Genomic DNA, 18,296 nt, shown 5'->3' on the forward strand with positions numbered 1-18,296 from the left:
GGCCCGGGCGAGGAACCAGGAACCGGGCATGGGCCAGCACCACGCACACGATCACCACGACCACGACCATGGGCACGATCACGGGCAAAACCACGATCACGCCCACGGACATGGGCATCATCACGGCCCCGGCCACGTCCACGCCCCGGCGAGCTTCGGCCGCGCCTTCGCGATCGGCATCGCGCTCAACACCGGCTTCGTGCTGATCGAGGGCGGCTACGGCTTCCTGACCGATTCGGTGGCGCTGCTCGCCGATGCCGGCCACAACCTGTCGGACGTGCTCGGCCTCGTCGTCGCCTGGGCGGCGGCGACGCTCGGCCAGCGCCGGCCGACGGCGCGGTTCACCTACGGCCTGCGCTCGTCCTCGATCCTGGCGGCCCTGTTCAACGCGGTGTTCCTGCTGGTCGCGGTCGGCGCCATCGCGCTCGAGGCGGTGCAGCGCTTCAGCGCCCCCGCGCCGGTCCCGGGCCTCACCGTGACGATCGTGGCGCTGGTCGGCATCGCGGTGAACGGCATCACCGCCTGGCTGTTCGCGTCGGGCCGCAAGGGCGACCTCAACATCCGCGGCGCCTACCTGCACATGCTGGCGGATGCCGCGGTGTCGGCCGGCGTGGTGGTGGCGGGCCTCGTCATCCTGTGGACCGGCTGGACCTGGGTCGATCCGCTGACGAGCCTCGTCATCGTGGCGGTGATCGTCGCCGGCACCTGGGGGCTCCTGCGCGACAGCGTCGTGCTCTCGCTCGACGCCGTACCCCCGGGCATCGACCCGGCCGACGTGCGCCGCTGCCTCGCCGAGCGGCCGGGCGTTTCGGAGGTCCACGACCTCCACGTCTGGCCGATGAGCACCACCGAGACGGCGCTCACCGCCCATCTGGTGATGCCGGCGGGCCACCCCGGCAACGCGTTCCTCAACGATTGCGCCGCCACCCTGCGCCGCCGCTTCGGCATCGCCCACGTCACGCTCCAGGTGGAACTCGCCGGGGGCCCGGCCTGCGCACTCGCCCCCGACCACGTCGTGTAGCGGCCTCACCCCGCCTTGCGCAGCGGCGGGCGGCCCAGCGCCGCGTCGGCGGCGCGGCCCGTCACCTCGGCGTGGTGGTCGAACCGCGCCGTGAAGGTGCCGATCCCGGCGGTGGCGGAGCGCAGCTCGACGATCAGGTCGGTCATCTCGGCCTCGGGGATCAGCGCCTCGACCATATCCCAGCCCGACCAGCCGGGCCGGGCGTCGAAGCCGAGGATCTGGCCGCGCCGGGCGGTGACGAGGCCGGTGGCCTTCGCGGTGGCGCCGCTCGGCACCGCCAGGGTGACGGCGAGGATCGGCTCCAGCAGCACCGGCCCGGCCTTGGCGAGTGCCTCCTCCAGCGCCAGCCGCGTCGCCGCCTGGAAGGCGGCATCCGAGGAATCGACCGCGTGGGCGGCGCCGTCCTTGAGCGTCACCGCGATGTCGACCACGGGAAAGCCGAGCGGCCCCTTCGCGGTGAAGGCCCGGGCGCCGGCCTCGACGGAGGCGATGTAGGCGCGCGGCACCGCCCCGCCCACCACCTCGTCCTCGAACCCAAACCCCTCGCCGCGCGGCAGCGGCCGCACCGCGAGCGCCACGTCGGCGAACTGGCCGTGGCCGCCGGTCTGCTTCTTGTGCCGGGCCCGCGCCTCGGCCGGGCCGCGGATCGTCTCGCGGTAGGCGACCCGCGCCCGCTCGGTCTCGACCGCGATGCCGAAGCGCGAGGCCAGCCGCTCCACCGCGACCCGCAGGTGCATCTCGCCCTGGCCCGACAGGCGCAGATCGCCGAGCTCGGCCCGGTGCTCGACGAGCAGTGCCGGATCCTCGTCGGCGAGCTTGGCGAGCGCCGCCGAGAGCCGCACGTCGTCCTTGCGGTCGCGCACCCGCAGCGCCAGCGCGTGCACCGGTTCCGGCGCCGGCAGCGCCGCCAGGGCGTCGGGCGCCGCCTGCCCGGTGCTCAGGGTCTCGGCGGTGGCGATCGGATCGAGCCGGGCGAAGCCCGCGACCTCCCCCGCCCGCGCCTCCGGCACGCGGGTGCCGCCCGCGCCGGCGAGCCGCGTCAGCGCCGCCACCCGGGCGGTGCCGCCGCCCGATCCCGTCACGGTCTCGCCCTCGTGCACGGCACCGCGCAGCACCCGCCCGACCGAGAGCTTGCCGCTGACGCCGCCATGCAGGGTCTTCATCACCTGCACGAGGGGCGCCCCTTCCTCGGCGACGCCGAGGCGGGCGCGGGTCTGGGCCAAGCCCGGCGCCTCGTGCCGCAGCGCCTTCAGGAGGCGGGTGATCCCGTGTCCGTGCTCGGCCGAGCCGAACAGCACCGAGACGGCCCGGCCCTCGCGCAGCTCGCGGGCGAGGTCGGAAAAAACCCGGTCGGCCTGCGGCTCGACCTCGGCGATCAGGTCCTCCATCAGGGCGTCGTCGTGGTCGGCCAGGCGCTCCAGCATCGTGTAGCGCTCGGCCTTTTCCCGCGCCCGCTCGCCGTCGGGCAGGGCCACCACCTCGCTTCGCGCCTGCTCGCGCCACACGAAGGCGCGCTCGAGCGCGAGATCGATGACGCCGACCGCCGCCTCGCCCTCGGTCAGCGGGATCTGGCGCATCAGCAGCGGCACCCGGGAGGCGGGCTGCAGCAGCGCGAGCGCGTCGCGCAGCGAGCCCGCCGCGGTCTCGGCCTTGTTGATGAACAGGAGGCGCGGGATCCCGGCGGCCTCGAGGTCGCGCAGGATCAGCTCCAGGGCCGGCAGCTTGCGCGCGTCGGCCTCGCAGACCACGATCGCCGCGTCGCAGGCCGGCAGCACCGCCCGCAGGTCGTGCGCGAACTCGATCGAGCCGGGACAATCGACGAAGGTGAAGGCCTCGCCGAGAAACCGCGTCGTGGCGAAGGCGGGCTCCACGCTCATGCCGTGGGACCTGGCCTCCGGCGAGGTGTCGCCGAGGCGGGCGCCGGTGCGCCCGGGCCGGTCGATCGCGCCGGTGCGATGGAGGATGGCCTCGAGCAGAGCGGTCTTGCCGCCCTGGAACGGACCGACGATCGCGATGCACCTGTGCTGGGCAGCCACGTGACGTCTCCCATCTTGGTCGTTGTTGACGGGAAGTGAAGCACCAGGCGGGGGCGGGGTCCAGCCGGCAGACGTGCGGGCGCGAAGAGATGTGCGGGCGCGAAGAACACACCGGCGCGCGGTCTGTGCAGGCACGAAGGCGGGCCGCTATAAGCCCGAACAGGCCCGGGACGCCGGGCGACGGAGGGGACAGCGCCTGATGCCCGAGATCGACATCGACCACCTGCGCGGCTGGATCGGGCGCACCCGCGAGGTCGAGGACGTCGTGACGCCGCGCCTCGTCGCCGAGTACCGGGCGACGCTCGCCCCGCACCTCGCCCCGGTCCGGGAGGGCGAGGCGCCGCTGGCCCTGCACTGGTGCCTCGCCCCCGAGACCCCGGCGGCCGACGCCCTCGGGCCCGACGGCCACGCGGCGAAGGGCGGGTTCCTGCCGCCGGTGCCGCTGCCGCGGCGGATGTGGGCCGGCGGCGAGATCGAGACGCTGGCTCCCCTGCGAATCGGCGACCGGGTGGTGCGGCGCGAGACGGTCTCGGACGTGGCGGTGAAGCACGGGCGCACCGGCACCCTGTGCTTCGTCACGGTGCGGCACGACTACGAGACCGAGCGCGGCCCGGCGATCCGCGACCGGCAGGACATCGTCTACCGCGAGGCGAGCCGGCCGGGCGATGCCGCGCCGGCGGTCAGGCCCGTTCCGGCGCAGGACGACGCCGCCTGGTCGGTCGAGGCGAATTCCGTGCTGCTGTTTCGCTACTCGGCGATGACCTTCAACGGCCATCGCTTCCACTACGACCACCCCTACGCCACGCAGGTCGAGGGCTATCCCGGCCTGGTGGTGCACGGGCCGATGCAGGCGAGCCTGCTTCTCAACCTCGCGGCCATCCGCCTCGGCCGGGTGCCGGCGCGGTTCCGCTACCGCGGCGTCTCGCCGATGATCGCCGGCTCGCGCTTCACGGTGGCGGGGCGACGCGAGGGCGAGGCGTTCCACGGCTGGACCGCCGTCGACGGCGCGGTGTGCATGGAGGCGGACGCCGAGGGCTGAGGATGGAGGCGGAGGCTTTCGGGGGTTAGGCGATCGGCGCATTGCGCCGCGGGGCCCGAACTGTCAGCCTTGCGACCAAACCAGAACGCGACACGAGGAAACGCCATGACGACCCTGACCCGCCGCGCCCTCGCGGCCGGCACCGCCCTGCTGCTCCTGTCGGGCGCTGCCCTGGCCCAGGCGCCGATCGTGATCAAGTTCAGCCACGTCGTCGCGCCCGATACGCCGAAGGGCCGCGGCGCCGACAAGTTCAAGGAACTGGCGGAAAAGTACACGAACGGCAAGGTGAAGGTGGAGGTCTACCCCAACTCGCAGCTGTTCAAGGACAAGGAGGAGGTCGAGGCGCTCCAGCTCGGCGCGGTGCAGATGCTGGCGCCGTCGCTGGCGAAGTTCGGGCCGCTCGGCGCCAAGGAGTTCGAGGTCTTCGACCTGCCCTACATCCTGCCCGACAAGGCGGCGCTGCGCCGGGTCACCGACGGGGCGCTCGGCAAGCGGCTGTTCGACAAGCTGCAATCGAAGGGCATCACCGGGCTGGCCTACTGGGACAACGGCTTCAAGGTGATGAGCGCCAACAAGCCGTTGCGGATGCCGGCCGATTTCCGCGGCCTGAAGATGCGGATCCAGTCCTCGAAGGTGCTGGAGGCGCAGTTCCGCGCGCTCGGCGCGATCCCGCAGGTGATGGCCTTCTCGGAGGTCTACCAGGGCATGCAGACCGGCGTGGTCGACGGCTCGGAGAATACCCCCTCGAACATGTTCACCCAGAAGCACCACGAGGTGCAGAAGTACATCACCCTGTCCGATCACGGCTATATCGGCTACGCGGTGATCACCAACAAGAAATTCTGGGACGGGCTGCCGGCCGAGATCCGCACCGAGCTCGACAAGGCGATGACGGAGGCGACGTCTTACGCCAACCAGGTCGCCGACAAGGACAATGCCGACGCCCTGGAGGAGATGAAGAAGTCGGGCAAGACCACCTTCATCACCCTCACCCCCGACGAGAAGGCGGCCTGGAAGACGGCCCTGGAGCCCGTCACCGCCGACATGGCCAAGCGCGTCGGCAAGGACGTGATCGAGGAGTTCCAGAAGGAGGCGAAGGGCGGGACGCAGTAGGTCCGGGGGCTGGCCTGACGGGATGACGACTTTGCCCCCTGTGGCACCTCCGTCATGGCCTGCGGGGTGCAAGTCACAGGCGAGGCCGGTCCGACGGCGTCGATCATCGGCAATCGAAGCGTGCTCGACGCCTACGGACGGGTGATCCACGCCAGGCCCCTCCCCGGCCCTTCCCGCAACGCAACCCAGCCGTGCCGCGAACCGGAAGGCCGGGCTCGGTGTTGACGCCTCGGAATGAGCCGGAGACGTCGAATGCCGATGCCGTTGACCCGCGTCCTCAGCCTGGCGGCAGCGGTTGGGGCCGGTGCGATCCTGATGCCCGCCCTGGCAAACGCCCAGGGCACCGAACGGCAGCGCCTGGCCTGCATGACGGACGCGATGACGCTGTGCTCGCGTGACGTGCCGGACACGCGGCGCATCGAGCGCTGCCTGCGCCGCAACTACGACCGCATCAGCGCGCCCTGCCAGGGCGAGCTCGATGCCGCCAACGCCGCGGCCAGTCCGGGTGTGCCCCAGTACGGCCGCTGAGCGCGGCCGGGACTCCCTCTCCCGTTCGACCCGGCGCGATGGCCATCGCCCGGGGCCGGCGCTAAGCTCGAACAGCGCGAGACGGCGCGGCGCCGGCGGCTTCGACCGCCCGGCGACCGGATGAGCGGGAGGACGATCATGGTGCGGACCGAAATGTGCTCGCGGCGGGTGCTGCTGGCGGGCGTCACCCTGGGTGTGGCGGCGCCGATGCTCGCCGCCGGGTCGAGCCGGGCGCTTGCCGCCGACGAGAGCGAGGCGGTGAGCCGCCGGCTCGAGGCCCTGCGGGTCGCGATCGTGGAGGGCGACGCCAAGGCGCTCGACGCGCTGACCCACCCGCAGCTCAGCTACGGCCATTCGAGCGGGCGCAAGATCGAGACCAAGGCGCAGTTCGTCGCCAGCCTCGCCGGCAAGACCAACTACAAGTCGCTGACCTTCTCGGAGCCGTGGATCCAGGTCGTCGGCGACAACGCCATGGTCCGTCACGTCTGGGACGGGGCCGACATCCTGCCGAACGGCGAGACCGGTCGCTCCTACATCGCGGTGTTGCAGGTCTGGCTCAAGGATGGCGGCGAGTGGCGGCTGCTCGCGCGGCAGAGCTGCCCGCTCAAGCCGGCCTGACCGATCGCGGGGAACGACGCGCAAGCTCGGGCGTTCTCGCTCGCCGCGGCGATGTCCGGATGCGGCGTGAGCGGGGGCGTCGAGCGGTGCGGTCCGACCGGCAGGTGAGCACGATCAGGTTGGTCGCCGAGGCCGTGCGCCTCGCCAGCAACCTGGCCGTCAAGGAGATCACGCTGTTCTCCAGCGAGGTCGACCGGATCGCCAAGGTCGTCTCGGGCTACGCCCTGTGGGGCGGCCTGATCGTGCTGCTGGCCTGCGTCAGCGGCTTCCTGCTGCTGATGGCCCTGGTGAAGGGCCTCGGTGCGCTGATCGGCTCGGAAGCCATCGCCGCCGTGATCGGGGCGGCGCCCTTCGCCCTGACGGCCGTGCTCCTGGCGGCCTGGGGCCTGCGCAAGATGGATGTGCGGCGGTAGGGATCGACGGGCCATGCCCCCGGATCGGTCCTTCGACGGTCCGTTCTCCGCAATCGACTGCGAATGTGAAGAAGCCCGGAGTCGCTCTTGTCCGCGCTGAACGGGCGCCCACGGGCGAGCCCCCGTGGCTCTCCGATGCCGCGGAGATATGCTTGAGCACGGCCATGCGCCGCGAGCATGGCCGTTGTGCGGTGCAATCGATTGTCTTGTGCGCCGCAACATGAGACAGGGAGGACGTACCGCAGCGATGGCGTCGCGGCGGTGCAGCCCTCTTTGGGCGTTTCCTCCCTAGACTTCGGGCCGCCTCGCAAGGGCGGCCTTTTTTCTTGGAATGCGTGTCTCGGGCGGCCCGGTCATAGCCGACCGCCCCCAGCGCCGACAAGCACAATCCTGCATGCGTGGGCGGGATTCGGCACGATCGCGCGGGAGCCACGCCGATGCGGCTCCGCGACAATTATCAGGAGGCGCGACTCGCTACGCTGCGAGATAGGCCGCGATGTTGCGGCGGATGCGCTCGAGCGGCGCCTCGCGCGTGTCCGGCAGGGGAAAGCGTTCGCCCGTGATGGCCTCGAAGGCGCTGACATAGGTGGCGGCGGTCTGCAGCACGACCTCGGGCGGGATGGCCGGCACGGCGTCCCGGTACGGATCGCAGCGGGCCGCAACCCAGTTGCGGACCACGTCCTTGTCAAAACTCTCCGGCAGGGTACCGGCCTCGAAGCGCGCGGCGTAGCTCTGAGCGAACCAGTACCGGCTGCTGTCCGGGGTGTGGATCTCGTCGGCGAGCACGATCCGGCCGTCGGCATCGGTGCCGAACTCGTACTTGGTGTCGGCGAGGATCAGGCCGCGTTCCGCCGCGAGCGCCTGGCCGCGGGCGAAGAGCGCGAGCGCCACCTCCGACAGGGTGTGCCACTGCGCCTCCGTCAGGAGACCCCGTTCCAGGATCTCCGCGGCGGAGAGCGGCGCGTCGTGGTCGCCGTGGCCGGCCTTGGTGGTCGGCGTGATGATCGGCTGCGGTAACGCCTCGTGCGGGCGCATCCCGTCCGGCAGGCGGTGGCCGTACATCTCGCGCTGCCCGGCCTTGTACAGGGTCAGGACCGAGGTGCCGGTGCTGCCGGCCAGATAGCCGCGCACCACGATCTCGACCGGCAGGATGGTGAGCCGCCGCCCCACCACCACGTTCGGGTCGGGATAGGCGAGCACGTGGTTGTCGCAGATGTCCCGCGTCTTCTCGAACCAGTAGCGCGCTGTCTGGGTCAGCACCTGACCCTTCAGCGGGATCGCCGCCAGTTCCCGGTCGAAGGCGCTCAGGCGGTCCGAGGTGATCAGGATCCGCCGCCCGTCGGGCAGGTCGTAATTGTCCCGCACCTTGCCGCGGTAGTGACCCGGCAGCTCCGGCAGGGTCGCTTCCGGAAGGACGTAGTCGGAAAAGGGCGCGAGCGTGGCCGTGTCCATCAGCTTCACCATCACACGTCGAGATTGGCCACGTTGAGCGCGTTCTCCTGGATGAACTCCCGGCGCGGTTCGACCACGTCGCCCATCAGCTTGACGAACAGATCGTCGGCGTCGGTCGTGTCCTTGACCTTCACCTGGAGCAGCGAGCGCACGTCGCGGTCGAGCGTCGTCTCCCAGAGCTGCTGGGCGGTCATCTCGCCCAGGCCCTTGTAGCGCTGGAGCTGCAACCCCTTGCGGCCGAGCGCCATCATGCCCTCGAACAGGGCGACCGGGCCGTACAGCATGGTCTGGTCGCCGCGGCGCACCAGGGTGACGGGGGCGCCGTAGATCTCGCTCAAGGTTTCAGCCCGCTCGTCGAGGCGACGCGCCTCCTGCGAGTGGATCAGCGCTTCGTCGAGCACCGCGACCTGGCGCACGCCGCGGAGCGTGCGCGACAGCACGTAGCCGCCGTCCTTCGCCTCGCCCTCCCAGCCCTGCTCGATCTCGTCCGCGATCGCGTTGAGGCGCCGGGCGATCTCGTCGGCCACCACCTCGGCCTCGGCCGGGTTGCCGGCGACCGAGGGACGGAGCGCCCCGGCGATCGCCGCCTGCTCGACCACGACGCGGTCGTAGCGCGAATGCATCCCGTGCAGCACCTGGCGCACGCCGCGCGCCTCGTCGACCAGGGCCTTGAGCTGGGCGCCGCCGAACTCGGTGCCGGTGGCGAGCTTGAGCACCGCCCCGTCGACGCCGCCGTCGATCAGGTAATCCTCGAGCGCCCGGTCGTCCTTCAAGTAGATCGAGGTCTTGCCCTTCTGCGCCTTGTAGAGCGGCGGCTGGGCGATGTAGAGGTGGCCGCGGTCGATCAGCTCCGGCATCTGGCGGAAGAAGAACGTCAGCAGCAGGGTGCGGATATGCGACCCGTCGACATCCGCATCGGTCATGATGATGATGCGGTGGTAGCGCAGCTTGTCGGGGTTGAAGGCGTGGGCGCCGTCCCGGCCGATTCCCGTCCCGAGCGCGGTGATCAGCGTGCCGATCTCCTGGCTCGACAGCATCTTGTCGAGCCGCGCCCGCTCGACGTTGAGGATTTTTCCGCGCAGCGGCAGAACAGCTTGGAACGTTCTGTCACGGCCCTGCTTGGCCGAGCCGCCGGCCGAATCGCCCTCGACCAGCAGGATCTCGCATTTCGACGGGTCGCGCTCCTGGCAGTCGGCGAGCTTGCCGGGCAGCGAGGCGATGTCGAGGGCGCCCTTGCGAGTGGTGAGGTCGCGGGCCTTGCGGGCGGCTTCGCGGGCGGCCGCCGCCAGGGCCACCTTGGCGGCGATGGTGCGGGCCTCGCTCGGATGCTCCTCGAGCCAGCTGCCCAGGGTCTCGTTCAGCACGCCCTCGACGGCGGGACGCACCTCCGAGGAGACGAGCTTGTCCTTGGTCTGGGACGAGAATTTCGGGTCCGGCACCTTGACCGAGACCACCGCGGTCAGCCCCTCGCGGCAATCGTCGCCGGTGAGGGAGACTTTTTCGCGCTTCGTCACCCCGCTCGATTCGGCGTAGCCGGTGATCTGCCGGGTGAGCGCGGCCCGGAACCCGGCGAGGTGGGTGCCGCCGTCGCGCTGCGGGATGTTGTTGGTGAAGCAGAGCACGTTCTCGTGGTAGCTGTCGTTCCACCACAGGGCGACCTCGACACCGATGCCGTCGCGCTCCTGGCGCAGGACGATCGGCGCCTCGATCAGGGCGGGCTTCGCCCGATCGAGGTAGCGCACGAAGGCCTCGACGCCGCCGTCATAGACCAGCTCGTCGCGCTTGTGCTCGGCGTGGCGGGCATCGGTCAGCACGATGCGCACGCCGGAATTGAGGAAGGCCAGCTCGCGCAGGCGCTTCTCGAGGGTCGCGTAGTCGAACTCGACCTGCGTGAAGGTCTCGGTCGAGGGCAGGAAGCTGACCTCGGTGCCGCGCCGGTCGCCGGCCGGGCCGACGACGGCGAGGGGTGCCACGGCGTCGCCGTGGCGGAATTCCATCGTGTGCTCCTGGCCGGCGCGCCAGATGCGCAGGCGCAGCCAGGACGACAGGGCGTTCACCACCGAGACGCCGACGCCGTGCAGGCCGCCCGAGACCTTGTAGGAGTTCTGGTCGAACTTACCGCCGGCATGCAGCTGGGTCATGATGACCTCGGCCGCGGACACGCCCTCCTCCGGGTGGATGTCGGTCGGGATGCCGCGGCCGTTGTCGGAGACCGTGCAGGAGCCGTCCGCGTTGAGGGTGACGGTGACGTGGGTCGCGTGGCCGGCCAGCGCCTCGTCGATGGCGTTGTCGACGACCTCGTACACCATGTGGTGCAGGCCCGAGCCGTCGTCGGTGTCGCCGATATACATGCCCGGCCGCTTGCGCACCGCGTCCAGGCCCTTGAGGACCTTGATCGAGTCGGCGCCGTAGGTGTCGGGGGTCAGATCGCGGGCGGGTTCGGCCATGTCGGTTCCTGGTGCGGGCGGGCGCGCGTCGCGGGGTGGCGCGGCCGGCGCGGGCGCCGGGTCTCGCCCCGGCGCCGTCTGGGTCTCGTGTCTCAAGGGTCGGGGGCCGCCGAGGGGGCAGTCCCGCATCTGCCTGATGTAAGCATTCCGCCTTGAAATTGCATCGGTTTCCGGCGCCGTACGGGCGCTTTTCCAGGGTCCGGCGAGGGCTGGACCGAGCCCTCGCGTCCCTCCCCCGGCCGACCATACCGGAGGTCATCTTTCGCCGCACCCCGTTAAGGATCCGCGAACGGGCGGCGTCTCGCCGATGGTCAGCCTTTGAGCGAGCCCCGGCTCGCCTCGTCGAGGCGCGCGATCGCCGCCGGATCGAGGGCGAGCCGCACCCCGGCCAGGAGCTCGTCGAGCTGCGCCACCGACGTCGCGCTGGCGATCGGCGCGGTGAGGCCCGGCCGGGCGATCAGCCAGGCGAGGGAGACCTGGGCCGGCGTCGCGCCGTGCTCGCGGGCGACCGCGTCGAGGAGGTCGAGGAAGGCGAGCCCGCGCGGGTTGAGGTAGGGCGAGACCCGGGCCTCCCGGGCGCGGCCGGCGGCGGCGCCGGCCTGCCGGTACTTGCCGGTGAGGAAGCCCGCCGCGAGGGAGAAGTAGGAGATCACCCCGATCCCCTCCTCCCGGCACAGCGGCTCCAGCTCGGCCTCGTAGCCCTCCCGTTCGGCCAGGCTGTAGCCCGGCTGCAGGCACTCGTAGCGCGGCAGGTTCTCCCGCGCCGCGACGGCGAGAGCCTCGCGCAGGCGGGCGGCGGAATAGTTCGAGGCGCCGATCGCCCGCACCTTGCCGGCGCGGATCAGCCGGTCGTAGGCCGCCAGCGTCTCCTCCAGCGGCGTTTCGGCATCGTCGGCGTGGGACTGGTAGAGGTCGATCCGGTCGGTCCCGAGCCGGCGCAGGGAGGCCTCCACGGCCTCCTCGATATAGGCCGCCCGCAAGCCCTTGCGGCCCTCTCCCATGTCCATGCCGACCTTGGTGGCGATCGTCAGACGGTCGCGGGCGCCGCGGTCCTTCAGCCAGCGCCCGATCACCGCCTCCGACTCGCCGCCCTGGTGGCCCGGCGCCCAGCGCGAATAGACGTCGGCGGTGTCGACGAAGGTGAAGCCGGTCTCCAGCAGGCGATCGAGCAGCGCGAAGGAGGTCGCCTCGTCGGCGGTCCAGCCGAAGACGTTGCCGCCGAAGCAGAAGGGCGGGACCGAGAGGCCGGAACGGCCGAGGGGACGCAGATCCATGGCGATCTCCTACTGCAGGAACGGGTTCGACAGCCGCTCCTGGCCGATCGTGCCGGTCGGGCCGTGGCCGGGGATGAAGGCGACGTCGTCGCCGAGCGGCAAGAGCTTCTCCTTGATCGAGGCGATGAGCGCGGCGTGGTCGCCCCCCGGCAGGTCGGTGCGACCGACCGAGCCGCGAAACAGCACGTCGCCGACCTGGGCGAACCGGGCGTCCCGGCTCACCAGCACGACGCTGCCCGGGGAATGGCCGGGGCAGTGCAGCACGTCGAAGGTCAGTTCGCCCACCGTCACCGTGTCGCCCTCGTCGAGCCAGCGGTCGGGGGTGATCACCTTGGCGCCGTCGATGCCGTAGGCCGCCCCGGTCTCGGGCAGGCTGTCGAGGAGCGGCTTGTCGGCCCGGTGCGGCCCCTCGACGGGGACCTTGAGCACGTCGCGCAGGTCGGCCGCGCCACCGGCGTGGTCGATATGGCCGTGGGTGAGCAGGATCTTCTCGACCGTGACGCCGGCCTGCGCGATCGCCGCCCGGATCCGGTCGAGGTCGCCGCCCGGATCGACCACCGCGGCCCGCTTGGTCGCCTCGCACCACAGCAGGGTGCAGTTCTGCTGGAACGGGGTGACCGGGATGATCGCGGCGCGGGGCGTGCTCGGCATGGTCGGCCTTGGATGAAGAACGGATGGGATCCTTGTAGCGTGGAAGCAGGCGCTGCGGCACCCCGGGTGGCGCGCGCCAGGGGGCCGTCAGGACGGGAGCGGACCATGGCCGTGAAGCGGATCGTGACCAACATCCCGGCGACGCGGCTCGATGCGGCGCGCGGCTTCTACGGAGGGGTTCTCGGCCTCGACCTCGTCATGGATCACGGCTGGATCCTGACCTTCGCGGCTCCGGCCGCGTCGGCGCCGCCGCAGGTCAGCGTGGCGCTCGAAGGCGGATCGGGGACGCCGGTCCCCGACCTCTCGGTCGAGGTCGACGACCTGGAGGCCGTGCTCCGGCGCGCGACGGAAGCCGGCCATCCGATCGAGTACGGTCCCGTGGACGAGCCGTGGGGCGTGCGGCGGTTCTACGTCCGAGACCCGTTCGGGCGGCTCCTCAACATCCTGGCCCATCCCGGCTGAGCGGACCCGATCTCTGACCCGGGCCCGGGGCCCGTCGCGCGATCGTGTGCGGTCCGCCCTTGGCGCCCGGCCAGGGCCCGGGCTACCGTCCGGTGACGCGGCGGACCTCTTCCGCCCGGTGTGAGTGATCCAGCTTTGATGCGACCGATCTGTCCGGCGCCCGTGCGGGCCGGACCGGGCGCCTGAAGGACCGCCGACACGACGGCCCGAGACGCGGCCCGGCCCTCCCGTCGCGGGTGCCTCCCCCCGGAGGACACGCGATGTCGAGTTCGTTCCCCCTCTCCCACGGCTTTGCCGCCGCCCGCCCCGCCGTGCGGCGGATCGGCGTTCGGGATCTCAAGGCCGCCCTCTCCCGCGGCGTCGACGATTTCTTGGCGATGCCGACCCACGTCCTGTTCGTGGTGCTGATCTATCCCGTCGCCGGCGTGCTCGTCGCGGCGGCGACCTTCGAGCAGGACCTGATCCCGATCCTGTTTCCCCTCGCCGCCGGCTTCGCGCTGATCGGGCCGTTCGCGGCGCTCGGCCTCTACGAGCTGAGCCGGCGCCGGGAATGGGGCCTGCCCGCCCTCTGGACCGACGCCTTCGCGCCGCTCCACGGCCGCTCGGCCAGGGCGGTGATGGCGGTCGGCGTGGTGCTGGCGCTGATCTTCCTCGCCTGGCTCTGCGCCGCCATGGGGCTGTACTGGTCGCTCTACGGCGGGGTCACCGAGCCGTCGGTCTCCGCCTTCCTCGGCGACGTGCTGACGACGCCCCGGGGCTGGACCCTGATCCTCGCCGGCAATCTCGTCGGCGCCGCCTTCTCGCTCCTGGCACTCGCGGTCAGCGCCGTCTCGATCCCGCTCATCATCGACAGGGACGTCGAGGCCGGCACCGCCATCGAGACCTCGCTGGCGCTGATGCGCGAGAATCCCGGCCCGATGCTCGCGTGGGGCGCCATCGTGGCCGGACTGCTCGTGCTGGGCATGGTGTCGCTGTTCGTCGGCCTCGCGGTGGTGCTGCCGGTGCTCGGCCACGCCACCTGGCACCTCTACCGCCGGGCTGTCGGATGATGCCCGGCGCCGCGATCACCCGGTGATCGCCGCGTAGGTCAGCACCCGCAGCTCGCGCCGGATCGGCCAGGTCGAGGACGGCATGAGCTGCGTCAGCATGATGACGAACAGGTCCTCGGCGGGGTCGATCCAGAACGCCGTCGAGGCCGCCCCGCCCCAGGCCACCTCGCCCGGGGTGCCGAGGATCTGGGCCTTGGCCGGATCGAGCATCACCGAGAAGCCGAGGCCGAAGCCGATGCCGCTGTAGCTCGATTCCGAAAAACGCGGCTGGCCCATATCGGCGAGGTCGCCGCGCAGGTGGTTGGCCGTCATCAGGGCGACGGTCTTGCGGCCGAGAAGCCGCACGCCGTCGAGCGCGCCCCCGCCGAGGATGAAGCGGCAGAACCGGGCATAGTCGGCCGCCGTGGAGACGAGGCCACCGCCGCCCGACGGCACGGTGCGGGCCTTCGCGTAGCGGCCGTCCCGCGCGTCGTCGATCAGGGTCAGCCGGCCGCCCTCGCCGAGCGCGTAGTTCGAGGCGAACCGGGCGAGCTTCTCCGCCGGCACGTGGAAGTCGGTATCGACCATCCCGAGGGGCCGGATGATCCGCTCGCGCAGGAAATCGTCGAAGGGTTTTCCCGAGATCACCGCCACGAGGTGGCCGAGCACGTCGGTGGCGATGCTGTAGTTCCACTCGGCCCCCGGCTGGGCGAGCAGCGGCAGGCGGGCGGCCTTCCCCACCACCTCAGCGAGCGAGGTCTCGGCGGTCTGGAAGTCGACGCCCTCCTCCCGGTACATCCGGTCGACCAGCGTCGCGTCCATGAAGCCGTAGCTCAGACCCGACGTGTGGGTCAGGAGATCGCGAAACGTGATGTCGCGCTCCGCCGGCACGGTCTCGGGCTTGCCCCGGCTGCCGCCGACGAGCACCCGCATGTCCCGGAACTCAGGCAGGAAGCGGGTGATGGGATCGTCGAGCTGAAAACGGCCCTCCTCGTACAGCATCAGGATCGCCGTCGAGGTCAGCGGCTTCGTCATCGAGTAGATGCGCACGATGGTGTCGGCCTCCATCGGCAGGCCCCGGGCGAGGTCGCGCAGGCCCTCCTGGCGGGAAAACACCACCCGGCCGCGCCGGGCCACCGTCACCGACAGGCCCGGCAGCTTGCCGGCCTCGACGTAGCCCCGCATCCAGGGGACGATCCGCTCCAGCCGCTCCGACGAGAGGCCGACCGCCTCCGGGGTTCCGATGTCAGCCTGCACGCGGGCTCTCCTGGTGATGGGCGTCGGGAGGTTCTAACGCAGGATCGCCCGCGAGGACGAGTTCCATCAGCACCTCGTCGTGGTAGCGGTCCCCGATCTTCAGGGCCCGGCGCTCGCGGCCATAGGGGCGAAAGCCCAGCCCCTCGTAGAGCCGCAGCGCCGCGTGGTTCTCGGCCTCGACGGTCAGCCGCAGGGCCTCGACCCGGGGGCGGGCCTCGGCGACGAGGCGGTCGAGGAGCGCGGCGCCCAGGCCCAGCCCCCGCGCCTCGCCCCGGATGTAGACCCCCGTCACGTCGCCCTTGTGCCGCAGCTTCACGCCCTCCTGCAGCACCAGCGTGGCGGCACCGAGGAGCGTGTCGCTCCGGAACGCCCCGAAGGTCATGGACTGCTCCAGCCGTAGGCCGAACCAGTCCGGCCCGTGCCCGGCCACATCCTCCAGGGCCGTGCCGAAGGAGGCGGGGTGCCGCTCCAGGGCCTCCAGGCGCAGGGAGCGGTAGGCCGGGCCGTCGACGGCCCGGAGGCGGCGGATCGTGATCGCGTCCATGCGCGGAGGGAGCCGATGGCCCGGGCTCCCGTCAAGCCTCCCGTTGACCGCACCCGGCGCCCGATGCGATGCGAGAGGACAACAAGATCCCCGGGAGCCACGCCGCCGATGTCCCTGCCCGACAGCCTCCGCCACGCCCTCGCCTTGCCGGTGATCGCCTCGCCGATGTTCATCGTCTCGGGGCCGGAACTGGTCATCGCCCAGTGCGTCAACGGCATCGTCGGCTCGTTCCCGGCCCTCAACGCCCGGCCGAAGGAAGCCCTCGACGAGTGGCTGACCCGGATCACGGGAGCGCTCGCCGAGGCCAAGGCGGCCGATCCCGACCGCATCGTCGCGCCCTACGCCGTCAACCAGATCGTCCACGCCTCGAACGACCGGCTCGAGCACGACCTCATGGTCTGCGGCAAGCACCGGGTGCCGATCATCATCACGTCGCTGCGGGCGCCCGACGCGGTGGTCTCGGCGGTGCACGGCTGGGGCGGCGTCGTCTTCCACGACGTCACCACCGTGCGTCACGCCGAGAAGGCGCTGGAGGCCGGCGTCGACGGGCTGATCCTGGTCTGCGCCGGGGCCGGGGGCCATGCCGGCACGCTCTCGCCCTTCGCGCTGGTGAGCGAGGTGCGGCGCTTCTTCAAGGGGCCGCTGATCCTGTCGGGTGCCATCACCACCGGCGATGCGATCCTGGCCGCCCAGGCGATGGGCGCGGATCTGGCCTATATGGGCACCCGCTTCATCGCCACGCAGGAGGCCAACGCCGCGCCGGCCTACAAGGAGATGATCGTCGGCACGACGGCCGCCGACGTGATGTACACCCCCTACTTCACCGGCGTGCCGGGCAACTACCTCAAGCCCAGCGTCACCGCCGCCGGCCTCGACCCCAACGCGCTGCCGGAGGTCGACAAGACCAAGATGAACTTCGGGTCCGGCACCACCAAGGCCTGGCGCGACATCTGGGGCGCCGGCCAGGGCGTCGGCACCATCGACGACGCGCCGGCCACCGCATTGGTGATCGACCGGCTTAAGGCGGAATACGCGGCGGCCCGCGCGCGGCTCGGGTAGCGCGCACCCCACCCCCGCGCCCGGCGCCGGGCCGTCCGGCACGGCCTTCGCATCCCGGCGCACGCACACTCCCCCGCGTAGCGTGAGGCCTTCCGCGATGACCACCAACCTCTCCGTGAACGGCAGCCGGCTCTGGGACACCCTGATGGTGTCGGCCGGCATCGGCACCGGGCCCCGGGGCGGTCTGCGCCGCCTCACCCTGACCGAGCCCGACCGGGTGATGCGCGACCAGCTGAAAGCCTGGGCCGGGGAAGGCGGCTATCCGCTCACCGTCGACGGGCTCGGCAACATGGTGCTGCGGCGGGAAGGCACCGAGCCCGACCTGCCGCCGGTGGTGATCGGCAGCCATCTCGATACCCAATGGGCCGGCGGGCGCTTCGACGGCATCCTGGGCGTGCTCGCCGGGCTCGAGGTCCTGCGGACCCTCGACGACCTCGGGATCGCGACGAAGCGCGCCATCGAGGTGGTGAACTGGACCAACGAGGAGGGGGCGCGGTTCTCGCCGCCGATGCTCTGCTCGCTGGCCTGGTCCGGCCAGGCGACGCCGGACTGGGTCGAGAACCGGCGCGACCGCGACGGCATCCGCTTCGGCGATGCGCTGGACGGCATCGGCTATCGCGGGCCGGACGCGGTCGGCGGACGCACCATCGACGCCTATTTCGAGCTCCACATCGAGCAGGGCCCGGCCCTCGACCGGGCGGGCGTGCCGGTCGGCATCGTCACAGGCGGCTATCCGAGCTGCGGCATGCGCATCGCCGTCGAGGGCGCCACCGCCCATACCGGCCCGACCCCGATGGGCGAGCGCCACAACGCGCTGGTGGGCGCCGCCATGGTGGCGGTGGCGGTCAACGACATCGGCTGGGCCCATGCCGACACCGACGCCAAGGCCACCGCCGCCCGGCTCGACCTGGTGCCGAACCTCCCCGGGACGCTCTCGGAATACGCCGAACTCTTCATCGACATGCGGGCGCCCAAGCTCGAGACCCTCGAGACCATGAAGGCATCCTTGCGCGCCGCCCTGCCCGACTGCGCCGCCCGCTCGCTGACGCAGATCTCCATCGCCGAGGAATGGGGTTTCGGGGTCTTCTCGTTCGACGACGGGTTGATCGGCACCCTGCGCGAGACCGCCGCGCGCCTGGGCATCCCGACCATGGACCTGCGCTCCCAGGCCGGCCACGACGCCTACCACGTCGCCCGGGTCGCCCCTTCCTGCATGATCTTCACCCCCTGCCGGGACGGCATCACCCACAACGAGGCCGAGGATATTTCCCTGGAGCCGACCCTGCCGGGCGTGAATCTGCTGCTCCACGCCGCCCTGGCGCGCGCCAACCGCTGAGACGCGACCGGGCGGCGC

17 protein-coding genes are annotated in these 18,296 nt (G+C 71.6%); 10 read left to right on the forward strand and 7 right to left on the reverse strand.

All coding sequences use genetic code 11. The annotated features are described in order from the left end of the window. Positions 1 to 28: 28 nt before the first annotated feature. Positions 29 to 1,021 (forward strand): cation diffusion facilitator family transporter, encoded by a 993-nt coding sequence (locus QR78_RS08025; RefSeq protein WP_048426981.1) that lies wholly within the window; start codon positions 29 to 31, stop codon positions 1,019 to 1,021. 5 nt (positions 1,022 to 1,026) lie between these two features. Here the strand turns inward: QR78_RS08025 and QR78_RS08030 are convergent, their stop codons facing one another. Next, the gene (locus QR78_RS08030) at positions 1,027 to 3,057 is read right to left on the reverse strand and encodes an elongation factor G (protein WP_048426982.1); all 2,031 of its coding nucleotides are present in this window, start codon (positions 3,055 to 3,057) and stop codon (positions 1,027 to 1,029) included. A 199-nt stretch (positions 3,058 to 3,256) separates the two neighbouring features. Between QR78_RS08030 and QR78_RS08035 the strand changes: the two genes are divergently transcribed. The 5 genes from QR78_RS08035 (at position 3,257) to QR78_RS08055 (ending at position 6,768) form a co-directional block, all read left to right on the forward strand. Next, the gene (locus QR78_RS08035) at positions 3,257 to 4,096 is read left to right on the forward strand and encodes an HTD2 family dehydratase (protein WP_048426983.1); all 840 of its coding nucleotides are present in this window, start codon (positions 3,257 to 3,259) and stop codon (positions 4,094 to 4,096) included. A 105-nt stretch (positions 4,097 to 4,201) separates the two neighbouring features. Next, positions 4,202 to 5,209: a TRAP transporter substrate-binding protein gene (locus QR78_RS08040; RefSeq protein ID WP_082171525.1), complete on the forward strand. Its 1,008-nt coding sequence runs from the start codon at positions 4,202 to 4,204 to the stop codon at positions 5,207 to 5,209. Between the two features lie 252 nt (positions 5,210 to 5,461). After that, complete coding sequence (locus tag QR78_RS08045; protein WP_053220841.1) at positions 5,462 to 5,737, forward strand: hypothetical protein; 276 nt, start codon at positions 5,462 to 5,464, stop codon at positions 5,735 to 5,737. 138 nt (positions 5,738 to 5,875) lie between these two features. Continuing rightward, complete coding sequence (locus tag QR78_RS08050; protein ID WP_053220842.1) at positions 5,876 to 6,355, forward strand: nuclear transport factor 2 family protein; 480 nt, start codon at positions 5,876 to 5,878, stop codon at positions 6,353 to 6,355. A gap of 104 nt (positions 6,356 to 6,459) precedes the next feature. Beyond that, positions 6,460 to 6,768 (forward strand): phage holin family protein, encoded by a 309-nt coding sequence (locus QR78_RS08055; protein WP_158004025.1) that lies wholly within the window; start codon positions 6,460 to 6,462, stop codon positions 6,766 to 6,768. A gap of 474 nt (positions 6,769 to 7,242) precedes the next feature. On the opposite strand, the gene QR78_RS08060 is transcribed toward QR78_RS08055, so the two are convergent. The 4 genes from QR78_RS08060 to QR78_RS08075 all read right to left on the reverse strand — a co-directional run bounded on the left by QR78_RS08060 (position 7,243) and on the right by QR78_RS08075 (position 12,592). Further along, entirely contained in the window at positions 7,243 to 8,220 is a 978-nt protein-coding gene (locus QR78_RS08060; RefSeq protein ID WP_048427012.1) for a phosphoribosylaminoimidazolesuccinocarboxamide synthase, read from the reverse strand. 11 nt (positions 8,221 to 8,231) lie between these two features. After that, entirely contained in the window at positions 8,232 to 10,667 is a 2,436-nt protein-coding gene (gene gyrB / locus QR78_RS08065; protein ID WP_048426985.1) for a DNA topoisomerase (ATP-hydrolyzing) subunit B, read from the reverse strand. Between the two features lie 311 nt (positions 10,668 to 10,978). Further along, positions 10,979 to 11,941: an aldo/keto reductase gene (locus QR78_RS08070; protein ID WP_048426986.1), complete on the reverse strand. Its 963-nt coding sequence runs from the start codon at positions 11,939 to 11,941 to the stop codon at positions 10,979 to 10,981. 9 nt (positions 11,942 to 11,950) lie between these two features. Then, complete coding sequence (locus tag QR78_RS08075; protein ID WP_048426987.1) at positions 11,951 to 12,592, reverse strand: MBL fold metallo-hydrolase; 642 nt, start codon at positions 12,590 to 12,592, stop codon at positions 11,951 to 11,953. Positions 12,593 to 12,697: 105 nt separating this feature from the next. On the opposite strand from QR78_RS08075, the gene QR78_RS08080 reads away from it, so the two are divergent. Both QR78_RS08080 and QR78_RS08085 read left to right on the forward strand, forming a co-directional pair. Then, positions 12,698 to 13,054 (forward strand): VOC family protein, encoded by a 357-nt coding sequence (locus QR78_RS08080; RefSeq protein WP_048426988.1) that lies wholly within the window; start codon positions 12,698 to 12,700, stop codon positions 13,052 to 13,054. Between the two features lie 260 nt (positions 13,055 to 13,314). After that, positions 13,315 to 14,103, forward strand: coding sequence for a DUF2189 domain-containing protein (locus QR78_RS08085; protein ID WP_048426989.1), 789 nt, complete (start codon positions 13,315 to 13,317; stop codon positions 14,101 to 14,103). A 15-nt stretch (positions 14,104 to 14,118) separates the two neighbouring features. Here QR78_RS08085 and QR78_RS08090 read toward each other — a convergent pair whose 3' ends face one another. Next, positions 14,119 to 15,339, reverse strand: a complete 1,221-nt coding sequence (locus QR78_RS08090; protein WP_244276241.1) for a serine hydrolase domain-containing protein — start codon at positions 15,337 to 15,339, stop codon at positions 14,119 to 14,121. Then, entirely contained in the window at positions 15,329 to 15,883 is a 555-nt protein-coding gene (locus QR78_RS08095) for a GNAT family N-acetyltransferase (RefSeq protein ID WP_082171523.1), read from the reverse strand. Before QR78_RS08095 ends, QR78_RS08090 begins: the two co-directional genes overlap by 11 nt. A gap of 108 nt (positions 15,884 to 15,991) precedes the next feature. On the opposite strand from QR78_RS08095, the gene QR78_RS08100 reads away from it, so the two are divergent. Both QR78_RS08100 and QR78_RS08105 read left to right on the forward strand, forming a co-directional pair. Next, positions 15,992 to 16,942 carry an NAD(P)H-dependent flavin oxidoreductase gene (locus QR78_RS08100; protein WP_048426991.1) on the forward strand — a complete coding sequence of 317 codons (951 nt, stop codon included), beginning with the start codon at positions 15,992 to 15,994 and terminating at the stop codon, positions 16,940 to 16,942. Positions 16,943 to 17,039: 97 nt separating this feature from the next. After that, positions 17,040 to 18,278 (forward strand): Zn-dependent hydrolase, encoded by a 1,239-nt coding sequence (locus tag QR78_RS08105; protein WP_048426992.1) that lies wholly within the window; start codon positions 17,040 to 17,042, stop codon positions 18,276 to 18,278. Positions 18,279 to 18,296 lie beyond the last annotated feature (18 nt).

Origin of the sequence: Methylobacterium indicum (genome assembly GCF_001043895.1) — a bacterium.
GTDB classification, from domain to species: domain Bacteria; phylum Pseudomonadota; class Alphaproteobacteria; order Rhizobiales; family Beijerinckiaceae; genus Methylobacterium; species Methylobacterium indicum.